Raw genomic sequence first — 14,089 nt, 5'->3', positions numbered from 1 at the left:
TTACCGTTTCCTCCCTTCGAGGAACGAGTCGCCGTCCTCCAGAAGTAGACACTAAGTACGGCGAACGCGGCAAAAACCAGTCCATATACGACACGGAGGGGGACTGCGTGCGCTACAAAAACCAGAACGAGAGCAACGACAGCGCCTAACATCAGCGCCAAGGAAAGAATCTTCATTTTAGGCTTCAATCAATAGTCATCGTAACCGGAATAGCATGCAGTGACCGTGCCGTAGACCGTTCCGGCATAACCCGCAAGAGCCACTCCGACGAGCCATCCGGGTCCTGGGACGATGACGGAGGCGATGGCCCCCACGGTTGCAAGTAGCAATAGACCTGTATTAACGGCGCAGAAGCCTTGTCCCCGCCCCGTCGGGTCGCTTCCGTTGATTGGGTCGCACCCAACGAATGCGTATCGGTTAGCATTTGTGGGGTCGAGGGGTGCGTCGAGGGTATCTCGCTCAATCCACTGGCCCGTCGTAGCGGACTGCCACCGGTACCCGAACTTCGTCAGTCCCGCGTCGCTGCTGCCGGAGCGGAGACCGGTCTTGTACCCGTAGGGGTTCTGCTGCCACTGCAGGCTGGTCCTTCCCTTGGTGACGGTCTCGACGCCATAGGCGTCGTAGGTGACTTGGTACGCGATCTTGCCGGTGTCGGCGATCGACGTGGTCGGGTTCCCGATGCCGTCCAGGACGTAGAGGCTGGTGACGTTGTCGCTGGTGCGGAGATCCAGCGGCTGCCCGGTCACCGGGTCGGACAGGACCGACGCGGTGCCGGTGCCGACCTGCTCGCGGGTGGCGATCACTGGGACGCCGTTCTGGTCGGTGGTGCCATACGTGTAGTCGTACTCCGCGCTTCCGTCCGTGGACTGCGTGAGCAGCTTGTTCATGTCGCCGCCGGCGTACTCGTAGCTCGTTGTCGTCCCGTTCTTCGTGGACGAGGTCAGCTGCTGCGCCCCGTTGTACGTGTACGTCTCCCCCGGCGCCGCGGTGAGGTTGCCGGTCCCGTCGTATGTGTACCCATCCGTGGTGATCTGCGCGGCGGCGTTGTAGGTCAGCTTCTGGTCACTGATCACGGCACTGGTGGTCGCGTTGGTGGCCTTGGCCTCCGTGCGGTTACCAGCGGCGTCGTACGTGTATGTCCAGTTCGTCGGGTTGGTACCGCCGGTCTGCGTGATCCCGGTGAGGTGCTTGCTGGGGGTGCCGTCGCTGTTCTTGTACGCGTAGGTGGTCACCTGCCCGGTGATGTTGTCCTTCGCCCACTGCAGCTTCGTTCGGTCGTTCGCCGACGACACGGTGCACGTCGGGGCAGTCGTGGTGGCCATGTAGCAGTAGTCGGTGTCGAAGACGAGCTGCGGGTCCTCGTTCGAAGCCCACGCCTGCACCCTGGTGACCTTGCCGGACTTGTCGTAGGACAGCTTCTGGTGCGCGCTCCACGAGGACGGCGCCACACCAGGCATTGCCGACGTGTCGGCGCCGAGCCACGTGTCGGTGCGGCGGCCCTGCGGGTCGGTGAGGTAGATCTGCTTCGCCGTGCCCGAGCTCGTCGGGTACGTCGTCGCGGTGAGCTTCTCGGATGCGTCGAACGTGTGGGAGACAGTGCCCGTGGAGTCCGTCACCTGCGCCGTGTTCCCGGCGAGGTCGTACCCGTACGACACGGTCCCGCCCCCGGCGGTGTTTGCCGTGGACACCAGCCGGTTGCGCTGGTCGTAGGTGTTGGTGATCGTGCCAGTGGCGGAGGTCTGGCTGGTCTGGTTGCCGTTGTCGTCGTAGACGTTGGTCACCGTCGCGGTACCGTCACTGAACGCAGTAGACGTGTTCCGATCGTCAGCGTCATATCCGTACGTAGTCGTGTTCCCACGGCCGTCGGTCTCGGTCGCAACGCGGCCGAACGCGTCGTACGTGTAGGTCTTCACGCCAAGGCTCGTGCCAGTGGGCGGGGTGATCTTCGACAGCTGCTTGTTGCCGTCGTAGGAGTACGTGGTCGAGTTCGATCCGTTTCCCGGCGCCGTCGCACTCTTCACCGAGCCGTCGTCGTTGTACGCCACCTTCGCCTGAACGCTCGAGTCCGATCCAGACTGCGAGGACGTCTGGTTCCCGACACCGTCATACCCCATAGTGATGCTGTTGCCGGAGCTGTCAGTGACCTTGGACGGCAGGTACGCCGTCGCAGACCCGGACCCGTACTCCATCGAGCTCGATGAGCCGGACCCGGTGGTGGACTTCGTCAGCGACTGGCTCTGGTTCTTGCCGTACTCATTCGACGTCGTTCCCGTCCCACTGTCGCCGGCCGCACCGATCGTCGACTTCGCGACACCGTTGTTCGCAGCGTTGTACATCTTGGATCGTTCACGTCCAGCCGCGTCCACCGTCTTCAAGACGAGGTCGTTCGCATCCAGCGTGTACGTGGTGTGGTCCGCAGTCGCCACCGGCTGGCCCTGGTCGGAGCGGGGGTCGGCGACCTGCGTGGTGTCCCCGTCCGTGTACGCGAACCGGGTCACCGCGGTACCCGGGGATCCGGCGGTGGTGTTCGCCTGCGACACCTTCGTGACCCGCTTGGTGGAGTCGTACGTGAACGAGGTCACCCCGCCGGTCGGTGCGGTGATCGAGGTGAGGTCCCCGCCCGAGTACCCGAACGTCGTCCTCGCACCGGTCGCGTCCGTGTACGTGGTGATGTCACCGCTGCTGTTCTTCGCCCACGACACGCGGCGGCTGCTGGACCCGGCGGTCTGCGTGAACGTGGTCGTGCCGTTCGCGTAGGACACCTTCGCCGTCTTCGCACCCGTCGTGCCCGCCGTGGAGACCAGGGTGCCGAGGGAGAACCCGTCGGCAGCCTTGTTGAAGCTGACCTGGTTGCCGTTGCGGTCGTTCACGCTCGTGGGCTGGCCGCCGAGGGTGAAGTGGATGACCTGGTTCGTCGTCCACGACGTCAACGTGTACTCCCGCGTCGTCGCGTTCGCGACCCGCGCCAATGTCATCTGCAGGCCTGGCGGGGACGTGAACGCACCAGCGGTCCCGGTGGGCTTGAACTGCCACGCCGTCCCGACCGCGTCCGTGTAGACCACACCCGCGGCGTTCGCCGACAGGTCCCCGGCACCAGCGAGGGCGTACTGCCACCGGTTCGCTTCGATCGTGTTGCTGTTCGCCGTCGTCGTCGACCGCGAGTTGTACGCAGCACCGATCGTCGTGCTCTGCGTCACACCCGGCAGGGTCAGCGCACTCGTGGTGACGAGCAGGTTTCCGGTGCCGACGTCGACGCTCGCGTTGGTCTGGTCCGAGATCGGGAACGGCAACGTCGTCGCGGACGTCCGTTGCCCGGTGACGTTCGTCGACACGGGTCCGCCCGGCAGCCAGTTGTAGGTGCCCTGCAGGTCGAGCACGAAGTCCGTGGTCCCCGAGGAAACGTTCTGGATCCGCACCTTCCCGTTCGACCCCACGGGCAGGATCGCCGTCGTCGTCCGGATCGACGACGTCGGCGCGTACCCGATGACCGCCCCGGTGGGCTCGGAGGAACCGTCCGCCCATGCCTTCGCGTACCCGCCGGTCGTACCCGAGTGGATCGCCGTGACCGTCACCGCGACAGCAGACAGCCCGCCCTCGATCGTCCCGATGCCGGCGACGCCGGCGACCTGCACCGCGACCGATGCGTTCGCGCCGACGCTCGAGGACGTGCGGGTGTCGACGATTCGGCCCGTTCCCGGAGTGAACCCGCCACCCGGGTTGCTGGGGACGAAGTACCCCTGCACGTCGACCTGGATCTGCACGGTGCCGCCGTCGGGAGCGTTGTCGATCGTGATCTTCCCATCGGAGCCGACAGCGACCTGCGCGCTCATCGCAGTGGTCAGCTTCGTCGACGGGTAGTTCAACGACCCCGTGCTCTTCGGCCCATCGGACGGCGACGGACGCACCCACCCGGCCCCACCGCCGGTGTTCTGCACCACGACACTGACCGCGACCGCGGCCGCGTTCGTCGGAACGCCACCCTTGCCGGTGACCTGGAACGTGATGCTGTCCCCACCCGACAGGGCACCCTGCCGCACGTTCGTGCCGTCCGCCGTGTTCGCGATCCGGGTCCCGGACAGCGGAACGAACCCGCCAGCACCGACACCGTTCGCCGTGGACGTGTAGTAGCCGGTCACGTCCAGGATCACCCGCGACTGCGCAGTCGTCGTGTCGATCCGGATGGATCCGTCGTCCCCGACCGCGAGCAACGACGTGTTCGACGTGTTCCCCGCCACTCCGCTGCCGTAGATCATCAGCAGCGTCGGCCCGTCGCTCGACTCCGCTCGACCCTTCAGCTGCCCGGTGCCGTTCGCGTCCGCGACCGTCGCCAGCACACTGATCGCGCCGACACCGTCAGCGGGGATCCCCTTCACCCCGGCGACCGGCACCGTCGTCGACGACCCGGCAGGCGTGGCGCCGTCGAAGATCCTGGCGTTGGTCGGCAACGGCACGAACTGCCCACCCGTACCCGTCGCGACCGCCTGCGCCGGAGCAGGTGGCGAGACCACCGCCAACAACGACCCCAGCAGCGCCACCAGCGTGACGACGGCCAGCACGACCCAACGAGAACGAACAGACAACGGCGACGTCGCGAACACGCGCAGAACCCCTCAACAGGTCACCACCAGCGAATCCGCCCCCATGACGGCACTGTGCAACCACACAGAACGCTACGGAGCATCCCTCACCACTGCTCCCCCACTACAGGGGGTAGAAAGTTCCGCGTCCGAACCGATAGGGCTCCGGCCCTACCGGATCACGAGGTCGTCGAGCCGTGCACGAGTGTCGGTGATCCGGACACCGCTCCTCGTGGCGGACCCGTTGAAGCTGTCCGCGCTGGAGTACACGGCGGGACCGTCGACGTAGACCTTGATCTTCGCGCCGTCGGCCCGGACCCGCACGGTCGAGCCCGGCTTGACCTCGCGGCTCAGGGCCTTGCCGATCTGGATGAACCGCCCGTTGACCCGCTTGTAGACCTTCGCGTTGCCCTTGCCCGACCCGTGGACGTCGAGCACGAAGTAGTCCTTGGCGCTGCTCAGTCGCCACACCGGCCCCGCACCCTTCGAGGAGATCGCCGTCATGGTGAGGCTGATGTCGACCGCAGCCTTCTTCGTGTCGACGGTGGCCGCGGATTCACGAACGGCCCCGCTGCTGGCTCGGTAGGCACGGCCACCAGAGATGCCGTACTTCACTCCGCCGACCGTGGAGTAGGACCGGCCGTGCAGGTCCTTGCCGAGTCCGGTGATCATGTCGGGCCGGTTGAACGAGTCGTAGCGAACCGCCGGCGCCGGCGTCAGGACGTTCTGCCCCTCACGGAATCGCACACCGCTCAGTGCTGAGGTGATCGCCTCGGTGATGTGCGCCTGCCCGACGTCGTTCGGGTGCTGCCCGTCGGGCCCGATCATCGTCGCCTTGTTCCATCCGGTGAAGGCATCGGCGATGATGACCGATCCGTCCTTCGGGTACGCCGCGACGACGCTGCGGAGGTAGCGGTTGTACCGGACGACGTCAGCGTCGGTCGGGGGTGACGGGTACCACGCGTAGCCCTTCGTCGTCGACGGCGTGTCGAGCACGATGACGATCGTGGGTGGGAACGGCCCGGTTCCCCGCACCCAGTCGATGAAGCCCCGGACGTTCGCCTTGAACGTGGCCTCGGGCACGTGGCGGCCGACGTCGTTCTGGTTCCCGAGGTACGAGACGACCCCGTAGTCGCCGCGGTTCCACGTCGAGCGCGCGCGGTCGAGGATCTGCGCCGTCGAGGCCCCGCTGATGGTCTCGTTCGACCAGAGCGTCGGATCCGCGCCGAGGCTCGTGCGGACCATGGACGGGTACATCCGGCTCGGCACCGAATCGGAACCGAGTTGCACCTGTCCGAACGAGTGACCGTACGCGGCGTACCGCACACCACGCAGCGCGTCGTTGCCGGGCGACGGAGCGGCCTGCACACCGCTCGGTAGGAGCGCACCGATGACCGCGAGGACGGCAGTGGCCGCCGTGATCACGGCAGAGCGGTGGCCACGGGTCGTGCGCATGTTCGTCCCCCTCCGGACGCCCCATGCGCCGCGACAGATACGGGCGCATCGATCGCACCCCCGCCTACGCTAGGGCAGAAACAAGCTCACCTTCTGCTCCCCGTTCGCGTGACACGCAGAGGAACGGGGCAACGCACCGCCTAGAGATGACGACCGGACCGGACCGGTGGGTCGGGCGAGCGCTACCGGTCGCGGGCTGCGAGCCACTCGTGGAACCTCGGGCCGACCACCTCGACGTCTCCCGCGGGCAGGAGCGCCCCGTCCCGGAACGCCCGGCCCGTGCGGCCCGGGATCGGCATCGGGACGGGCACCACGCCGGGATGCGGCAGCGCCGTCGTCATCGCCCACAGGGACGTCGTCTCGGGTCCGGCGACCTCCACGACCGGCGCGGTCCGCCGGCCCGTCGCGACCTCGGCGACCACCGTCGCCACCGCTGCGAGCGACACCGGGGCGATGGTCATCCGCGGCACGAACGCGATCGGCCCGACGCGCAACCGCTCGAGGTTCTGCGCGGCGAACTCGAACCACTGGGCCGAACGGACGATCGTGGTGCCCCGGCCCGCCGCTCCCGCTGCCTGCTCCTGTGCGGTCTTGCCGGCGAAGTACCCGTAGCCCTGCACCTCGGACCTGGTGCAGTTGAGGATGGACAGCAGCACGTGTCGCGCCCCGGACCGTTCGGCCGCCGCGCCGACCACCGCCGTCGAGCGCGTGAAGAAGTCCGTCGCACGCCGCCGACTCGTCGTGAACCGTCCGGTCGCCTCGACGATGACCTGCGGCCGGACCGACGCCAGCCGATCGACCGCGTCGTCCGCGAGTACGTCGAACCCCGAGGACCGGGACAACCTCGTGACCGAGCAGCCGTGTGCCCCCAGCGCTGCCTCGATCGCGACTCCGGAGATCCCGCCTCCGACCACTGCAACCCGCATCCTGCCCCCTTCGGCTCTACATCCGTAGAGAACACTACGATGGTAGAGGCGAGAGGGGAAGAGCATGGGGCGACGCGAGGACCTGGCGGACGCGGGAGTACGGCTCACTGCTCGCGGTGGGGTCCGAGCCCTGACGCACCGGGCAGTCGACACCGAGGCCGGCGTGCCTGCCGGATCGACCTCGTACTACGCGTCGACGCGGCGCGAACTGACCGCGCTCGTCGTCGCGCGCATCACGGAGCAGCTGTCGACGGAGCTGGGCGCGTTGCGTCTCCCCGAGCCACTCGACGACGCGACGGTCGTCGAGGTCGCCGCCACGTTCCTCCAGGGCCTCGCAGAGCGGGCGGAGGCGCAAGCCGCTCGCCTGGCCCTCCTCCTGGAGCTCCGGGACGACGAAGCGCTCCGCGCACCCCTCACCGGCGCCGACCCGGTGCGCGCCGCGCTGCTCGCCACGGCGGAGGACCTGCTCGACCGCATCGGCGTCGACGACCCCCGGCGATCCGCGGTCGACCTCGTCGGACTCGTCGATGCACTGCTCCTCTACCGCGTCGCGGGGGTCGCGCCCGTGGACGACCGAGCGGTGCTCGGCGCGTACGTCGCAGGGCTGCCGCGCAACTGAACGCGCCCTCACCCACTCGCAGCTGCACCGGGCGATCGGCGGGTCCACCCCCTGCCAGGATGAGCGCCGTGGGGAGACGTCGGCTCGTGCTCGGAGGGGTGGTCGCCGCCGTGCTCGTGGCGGCCGGCACGGCGACGGTGCTGTCGGTGACGCACGCGCAGACCGTGGCCGCGCGACTCCCGCCCGCGAGCGCGTCCTCCGAACAGGTCCTCCGCGTCTACCTCCGCGCCGCGAAGGCCCACGACTGTGCTGTCACCGAGGCCCTCACCGACGACAGCGGCGGCTCGGACACGGCCTGGTGCGGCGGACGAACCCCGTCCTCGTGGTTCGACGACCACCCCGACCTGCTCGGCTACCGGCACATCGGGGCGGTCTCGCGACTGAGCGCGAAGGAGACGGGCCGGGCGGCGGAGGAGTGCATCCCGGTCGACGTCACCGAGACGAACATGACGGGCGCCGAACCCGGCGTGCTCCCCGGGTGGCAGTTCTGCTTCCGCCACACGCCGGCCGGCTGGCGCCTGACCGACGAGGGCTACGGCTGACCCGACGCCGTCGCCGGTTCCCGAGAGCCTCAGTCGGGGCGGACCGGTCCCGCCGCCAGATCGCCCACCACGGTCGTCCACGGTCGCGCGGTCCACGACGTCACGAGTCCCCCGGTCACGTACGGGTCCGTCGCCGCGAACGCCCGCGCACGCCCGAGCGCGTCGTCGCCGACGAAGACGATCAGCGCAGTGAACGGTCCGGTCCCCTCGCCGACCGCACCGCCGAGGAGCAGCTCGCCGCGCTCCGCCGCAGCCCAGGCCGCCCGGAGGTGCTGCTGGCGGAACGCATCTCGGCGCTCGAGGTAGTCGTCGACGTAGGTGTACTCGAGTACGGCGTGCATGGTCCTGCTCCGATCCGGTCGTCAGCGGGACCCACGGCCCCGCTGACACGAGTGTGGCAGGACCGGCGGGTCCGGTCAGCCCGCCGGCGGCACGATCTGCTCGAGCAACCGCAGCACCCGCTCGCCGTCGACCGCGTCGGGGTCGAGCAGCCACTGCACCTGCAGTCCGTCCGACGCCGCGATGCTCAGGGACGCCAGGTCGACAGGGTCCAGGTCGGCCCGGATCCGCCCGGACGCCTGGTCCGCCTCGATCAACTCCGCCAGGTCCGCCCGCAGCCGGGTGAACCGTTCCCGCATGAACTCCCGCGTGGCGGGGTGCCCCTCCTGCACGGCATCGGCCGCCAGGGTCGTGTACAGCTGCACCAGCCCTGGCACCGCGCGATTCCGCGAGGCGCTCTCCCGCATGTCCCCGATCGCAGACTTCATCCGGTCCGGTGCCCCCTGCTCGCGGACCTCGTGCTCGCGGTAGACCGCGAGCAGCAGTTCGTCGCGGCTCGGGAAGTAGTGCCGCAGCGCCGCGTGGGTGATGCCGAGGGCGTCGGCGACGGATCGCAGCGACGACGCGTCGACACCCTGCTCGGCGACCATGCGGATCGTCTCGTCGAGGATCTGCGTCCGTCGTTCGGCACCCTTGCGGTAGCCGCGTCGCGGCAGGGCCGCGTCGTCGTCGGCAGGGTGCGTCATGCGCCCAACTTACCGCTGGAAGGTTTTTTCCGGGAGGCGCGGCTCGGCGCCGTCACGGACCGCTCGGTTCAGGAGTCGTACGGCTCCGCGTCGCCGTCCGGGTCGACCGTGTACTCGTCGACGGGAGCGTGCGCGCCACCGACGAGGGCCTCGGTGATCTGGACGAGGCAGCGTGCGAGGACGTCGTTCTCCTCGGAGGACAGGTGGTCCATCACCTCGACCACGGCTTCGTGGAAGCGTGCGTAGGACGCGTCGATCTTCTTCGCAGCCTGCACCGTGGGCTCGAGCACCTGTGCCCGACGGTCGGTGGGGTGCGGGGCGCGGACGAGGTCGCCCTTCTCGACGAGCCCGTCGACGATCTTCGTCACCGACGCGTTCGAGACGTTGAGCATGACGGCGAGGTCCTTGGGCCCCATCGCCCGGCCGTCCCGGTGCGCCTGGAGCATGTACCGGACGGCGAGGAACTCGTTCTTGGTGAGACCGCTCTCCGACCGGGCCTGTTCGAGCTGCTGCTCCTCGGCGTGCTGCAGGCGGAGGAGCGCGTCCACGGCGCCCTTCGCGGCACGCGACCGGGGTTCCCGGGCGTAGAGGTGCATGTGCTCGCGGCGGACGACGGTCAACGGCATCTGGTCGGGTGTGCTCTCTGCCTGGTGCGGATCGGGGGTGCGGGGCCTAGGCCGCCGGGACCGAGAAGAAGTCGGCGTAGGACGGTTCGGAGCGACCGGACAGGAGCGACGGGTCCTGGATGCGGCGCTCGACGTAGGCGTCGATGATCGCGGGGTCGGTCAGACCGACGCGCGTGTGGGTGCCGCCGAGCCGAGCCTGTCGCGGCATCCCGGTGTACGTGCTGTGCATTGCGATACCGCCCCTCGTCGTCGTTGCTGTCCCCATCGGACGCCCGAAGTCTTTCACAACGTGAACGATCAGCAAAACGAACAATTCGTGTTCTGTACGGTTCACGCACTGAACAGTCAGCCCAGCCGAACTACATCGCTGTCATTCACCGTCGCCGGGGATCCGCGGCTCCGAGCGGATTCCGAGCGTTCTTTTGGCACTCGCCAGGCTTGAGTGCTAGAACATGTCGCAGTTGAGTCGAGGGGACTCAACCAGACACGAAGGAGTTGACACCGATGACGATGAACTTCGATCCGTTCCGCGAGCTGGACCGTCTCGCCGGCTCCCTCCTCGGCACCGCGGGCCCCCGCTCGATGCCGATGGACCTCTACCGCACGGGTGACCACTACGTCCTCGACGTCGACCTGCCCGGCATCGACCCGGGTTCCGTCGACATCGACGTGGACGGCTCGGTCCTGACCATCCGCGCCGAGCGCACCCTCGGCGCTCCCGAGGGCTCGCAGTGGCTCACCCGAGAGCGCCAGCCGGGCACGTACGTCCGTCAGCTGACGCTCGGCGACGGCCTCGACGCCGAGCGCATCACGGCCGGCTACGACAACGGCGTCCTGAGCGTCACGATCCCCGTGAAGGAGTCGGCGAAGCCCCGCAAGATCGCCGTCACCACGGGCGGTGGCCGCGAGCAGCTCGCCGTCGGCAGCGGGGAGTAGGAGCGGCAGCCGTGTTCGACCTCGTCAACGCCCTGGCCGCGATCGCCGCCGTGACGGTCGCGCTCGCGCTGCCCAGTCTCGACCGACGGACCGCGGTCCTGCTCGGGGCGACGGGCGGCCTCGCGGGGAACTTCCTGACGTGGCTGGCCGTCCCGTCGCTCTGGGACCGGTGGGCCGTGGTGCCGTGGGTCGCCGCCGTCGCCGGCACCGTCCTGCTCATCGCAGGCTGGAGCGCCGTCCGGGCGTACTCGGGCCTGTTCGAGCCGCCGCGTGCGGACGAGACCGACACCGGTGCGCTCCTGACGGTCGGCGGGAGCGGCCGCAGCAGCTGATCGAACCGACGACGCCTCGGGCTCGGTGCACGACGTGTGCCGAGCCCGAGGCGTTCCGGGCGTAGCGTGACCGCGTGGACCTCGAACTGAAGAACCGTGTCGCGCTCGTCGTCGGAGGGAAGGGGTACATCGGCGCCGCCGTCGCCGATCGACTCCGGGCCGAGGGGGCGACCGTCGTCGTGGCCTCCCGGAGCGCCGGCGACTCCCCCGACAGCGTCGCGATCGACACCGCCGACCAGGCCTCCGTCGACGCCGGTGTCGCGCGGGTGCTCGAGCAGCACGGCCGCATCGACACCCTCGTCGTGACCGCGGCCCCGAGCGCCGGCACCCTCGACCCGGCGAAGAAGTCTGACCCCGAGCAGGTCCTCACCGCGATCGACGGCAAGGCACTCGGATTCCTCCGCGTCGCCAACGCGGTGCTGCCGGCCCAGCGCGAGGCCGGGTTCGGACGCGTCGTCGTGGTCAGCGGACAGAACGCCTACCTGTCGGGCAACATCACCGCGTCGCTCCGCAACACCGCGGTGAGCGTCATCGCGAAGAACCTCGCCGACGAGGCCGTCGGCTCCGGCGTCACGGTGAACGTCGTCAACCCGGGGCTGGTGACGGACACCCCCAGCACCGAGGTGCGCCCCGGTGGCCCCGGCGACTCCAGCCCGCAGCAGATCGCCGACCTCGTCGCGTTCCTCGCGTCGCCGCTGTCGGTGGTGTCCGGTGAGTCGATCTCGATCGCCCACCGCGTGCTGGGCCAGATCACCATCTGACCGACGGGCGGGTTCGGCAGATCGGTGCGACCTGCGGGCCTGGAGGCGCGGTGCGGGCCCGACCCGCGCCTCCAGGCCGCCACCCGGTCGCGTCGCGACGGACCAGACGCCTTCATCCGTGCGGATGAACGCGTTCACCCGTGCGCCCGATGCCCTGCGCGCCCCGCTCGGCGAGGCTCGGAGCATGGAGTCCTCGACGAAGCACACGATCGCCACCCTGCTGGTCTGCGCCGCGATCGTCACGGTCACGGCCACCGCCCTCATCGCGATGTCGCCGGTCCCGTGACCGGCGGACGACGCCCCCGTGCGATGATCGTGCCGTGACGGAACGGCGCACGTTCATCCGGCCGCTCGCCACCCGCTCGATCATCATCGACGTGGCCTGGGCGGTCTTCGCGGCGTTCGTCTTCCTGCTCCCGATCGACCTCGAGCTCGAACACGCGAGCTTCTTCGCAGTCCTCGCCGCGGCCGGGGCGATCGCGCTCCGACGGGTCTCACCGTCCGCGGCGATGACCATGGTCGTCGTCCTCGGCATCGTCCAGGTCGGCGGCGGCGAGCGGCCGTCGCTCGTCGACATCGCCATCTTCGTGGTCATCGGCACGGCGGCGGTCGTCGGCACGCGCGGTGAGGTCATCGTGTCCGGCCTGCTGGCGTTCGTTGCCGGCATCAGCGCGACGCTCTACCTCGCACTCACCGGCTTCCGGTTCCTCGTCCTCATCAACGGCCCGCGCGACCAGGCGTTCCTGGCGATGGCCGCGCCGGTGACGGCGCTCCTCGGGGTCTGGGCGGGCGGGGTCGCCGTCCGGGCTTTCCGTTCGCGGGACCGCGAGTCCGAACGCCGGGCGGACGCCGAGGCCGCGGCGTCCCGAGCCGAGGCCGTCGCCACCGAGGCCGAGGCCACCGCCACCCGGGCCATCGACGTCGCCGAGTCCGAGCGGATCCGCGCGGACATCGCCCGCGACGTGCACGACGTGGTCGGCCACTCCCTCGCCGTGATCATCGCGCAGGCCGACTCGGTGCCGTTCCTCGCCGACGAGGCCCGCATCCGCGAGGTGAGCGCCACGATCGCGAGCACCGCCCGGAGCTCCCTCGTCGAGGTCCGGCAGGTGCTCGGGCACATCGACGGCTCCGGCGCCTCGACCGACCCGGGGTCGCTGGAGGAGATCGTGCAAGGCATCCGCGAGGCCGGGGTCGACGTCGACCAGGCCGTCCGCGGGGTCCCGGTGGTGCTCGGGCCGGAGAGCGGGACCGCCGCCCGCCGGGTGCTGCAGGAGATGCTCACGAACGCGCTCCGACACGGTGCCCCCGGGATGCCGGTGACGGTGCGGGAGACGTGGCGGTCGGCCGACCTGGTGCTCGAGGTCGAGAACCTCGTCCCGACCGCCGGCACCGTCGGGACGGCCGCACCCGGCGCCGGGACGGCCGCGCCCGGCGCCGGCACCGTCGGGACCGGCCCGGTCGCCGTCCCGCCGGTGAGCACCCGCGGGTCCGGCCGTGGCCTCGCCGGCATGCAGTCCCGGCTCACCGCACTCGGCGGGTCCTTCGACGCCGCCGTCCTCGACGACGTGTTCGCCGCACGTGCCCGCATCCCGTTCGACGTCCTTGGGGGGACCAACCGATGACCGATCCGATCCGCATCCTGCTCACCGACGACCAGGCGCTGTTCCGTGCAGGCCTCCGCGTCGTGCTCGACGCCCAGGACGACATGGTCGTCGTCGGCGAGGCGTCCGACGGCGCCGAGGCCCTGGCGCGCATCCCCGAGCTGCGACCGGACGTGATGCTCCTCGACATGCGGATGTCGGGCATGGACGGGGTCGAGACCGTCCGGCAGCTGTTCTCCGGCGCGGTCGAGGGGCCGCTCCCCCGCGTGGTCGTGCTGACGACGTTCGGCCTCGACCCCGCTGCCGCCACCGCGATCCGCCTCGGCGCGAGCGGGTTCCTGCTGAAGGACACCACGCCGCCGTTCCTGTTCGCGGCCGTCCGGGCGGTGCACGAGGGGAGCTCGGTGATCGCGCCGAACGATCTCTCGCAGCTGTTCGGCGCCGACGTCGAGCGCGCGCCGGCTCCGCAGCCCGAGGCGTTCCAGTCGCTGACGGACCGGGAGCGCATCGTGTTCGGCTGGGCCTCGCGCGGGTTGTCGAACGCGGAGATCGCGGCGAAGGAGTTCGTCACGGAGTCCACGGTGAAGACGCAGATCTCGAGCATCCTCGGGAAGCTCGCGCTGCGGGACCGGGTGCAGCTCGTGGTCTACGCGCACGACCACGGGCTGGCGGGCGCCCGCGACGCCTGA

General features: G+C 69.7%; 15 protein-coding genes. 8 read left to right on the top strand and 7 right to left on the bottom strand.

Features of this window, described 5'->3' with window-relative positions; all coding sequences use genetic code 11:
• Window positions 1-188 precede the first annotated feature (188 nt).
• From BM028_RS07855 to BM028_RS07845, 3 genes are all read right to left on the bottom strand, one after another.
• A complete protein-coding gene (locus BM028_RS07855; protein WP_092385697.1) occupies window positions 189-4,556 on the bottom strand; it encodes an RHS repeat-associated core domain-containing protein in 4,368 nt (1,455 codons plus the stop codon).
• A gap of 192 nt (window positions 4,557-4,748) precedes the next feature.
• Window positions 4,749-6,032, bottom strand: a complete 1,284-nt coding sequence (locus tag BM028_RS07850; protein ID WP_092385695.1) for an SGNH/GDSL hydrolase family protein — start codon at window positions 6,030-6,032, stop codon at window positions 4,749-4,751.
• A gap of 182 nt (window positions 6,033-6,214) precedes the next feature.
• A complete protein-coding gene (locus BM028_RS07845; protein ID WP_092385694.1) occupies window positions 6,215-6,958 on the bottom strand; it encodes an NADH(P)-binding protein in 744 nt (247 codons plus the stop codon).
• 64 nt (window positions 6,959-7,022) lie between these two features.
• On the opposite strand from BM028_RS07845, the gene BM028_RS07840 reads away from it, so the two are divergent.
• Together BM028_RS07840 and BM028_RS07835 are read left to right on the top strand one after the other, a co-directional pair.
• Window positions 7,023-7,577 carry a TetR/AcrR family transcriptional regulator gene (locus tag BM028_RS07840; RefSeq protein WP_070417396.1) on the top strand — a complete coding sequence of 185 codons (555 nt, stop codon included), beginning with the start codon at window positions 7,023-7,025 and terminating at the stop codon, window positions 7,575-7,577.
• 68 nt (window positions 7,578-7,645) lie between these two features.
• Complete coding sequence (locus BM028_RS07835; RefSeq protein ID WP_139201811.1) at window positions 7,646-8,119, top strand: hypothetical protein; 474 nt, start codon at window positions 7,646-7,648, stop codon at window positions 8,117-8,119.
• A gap of 29 nt (window positions 8,120-8,148) precedes the next feature.
• On the opposite strand, the gene BM028_RS07830 is transcribed toward BM028_RS07835, so the two are convergent.
• The 4 genes from BM028_RS07830 to BM028_RS07815 form a co-directional block, all read right to left on the bottom strand.
• Window positions 8,149-8,460: a YciI-like protein gene (locus BM028_RS07830; protein ID WP_070417398.1), complete on the bottom strand. Its 312-nt coding sequence runs from the start codon at window positions 8,458-8,460 to the stop codon at window positions 8,149-8,151.
• Window positions 8,461-8,535: 75 nt separating this feature from the next.
• The gene (locus BM028_RS07825) at window positions 8,536-9,144 is read right to left on the bottom strand and encodes a TetR/AcrR family transcriptional regulator (protein WP_071294276.1); all 609 of its coding nucleotides are present in this window, start codon (window positions 9,142-9,144) and stop codon (window positions 8,536-8,538) included.
• 68 nt (window positions 9,145-9,212) lie between these two features.
• Window positions 9,213-9,770: a MarR family winged helix-turn-helix transcriptional regulator gene (locus BM028_RS07820; protein WP_092385692.1), complete on the bottom strand. Its 558-nt coding sequence runs from the start codon at window positions 9,768-9,770 to the stop codon at window positions 9,213-9,215.
• 46 nt (window positions 9,771-9,816) lie between these two features.
• Window positions 9,817-9,999, bottom strand: coding sequence for a hypothetical protein (locus BM028_RS07815; protein ID WP_070417401.1), 183 nt, complete (start codon window positions 9,997-9,999; stop codon window positions 9,817-9,819).
• 275 nt (window positions 10,000-10,274) lie between these two features.
• Between BM028_RS07815 and BM028_RS07810 the strand changes: the two genes are divergently transcribed.
• The 6 genes from BM028_RS07810 to BM028_RS07790 all read left to right on the top strand — a co-directional run bounded on the left by BM028_RS07810 (window position 10,275) and on the right by BM028_RS07790 (window position 14,089).
• Window positions 10,275-10,706 carry an Hsp20/alpha crystallin family protein gene (locus tag BM028_RS07810; protein ID WP_071294275.1) on the top strand — a complete coding sequence of 144 codons (432 nt, stop codon included), beginning with the start codon at window positions 10,275-10,277 and terminating at the stop codon, window positions 10,704-10,706.
• A gap of 11 nt (window positions 10,707-10,717) precedes the next feature.
• The gene (locus tag BM028_RS07805) at window positions 10,718-11,038 is read left to right on the top strand and encodes a hypothetical protein (protein WP_092385690.1); all 321 of its coding nucleotides are present in this window, start codon (window positions 10,718-10,720) and stop codon (window positions 11,036-11,038) included.
• A gap of 74 nt (window positions 11,039-11,112) precedes the next feature.
• A complete protein-coding gene (locus BM028_RS07800; RefSeq protein WP_092385688.1) occupies window positions 11,113-11,799 on the top strand; it encodes an SDR family NAD(P)-dependent oxidoreductase in 687 nt (228 codons plus the stop codon).
• Window positions 11,800-11,923: 124 nt separating this feature from the next.
• Window positions 11,924-12,085, top strand: coding sequence for a hypothetical protein (locus BM028_RS18500; RefSeq protein WP_175475656.1), 162 nt, complete (start codon window positions 11,924-11,926; stop codon window positions 12,083-12,085).
• A gap of 34 nt (window positions 12,086-12,119) precedes the next feature.
• A complete protein-coding gene (locus BM028_RS07795; protein ID WP_139219776.1) occupies window positions 12,120-13,421 on the top strand; it encodes a sensor histidine kinase in 1,302 nt (433 codons plus the stop codon).
• Window positions 13,418-14,089 (top strand): response regulator, encoded by a 672-nt coding sequence (locus tag BM028_RS07790; protein WP_070417406.1) that lies wholly within the window; start codon window positions 13,418-13,420, stop codon window positions 14,087-14,089. Before BM028_RS07795 ends, BM028_RS07790 begins: the two co-directional genes overlap by 4 nt.

It is taken from the genome of Curtobacterium sp. YR515 (assembly GCF_900113095.1).
In the GTDB taxonomy this organism is placed as follows: Bacteria; Actinomycetota; Actinomycetes; order Actinomycetales; family Microbacteriaceae; genus Curtobacterium.
Note: the sequence above shows the minus strand (reverse complement) of the source record. Positions and strands in the feature narration are given on the sequence as shown.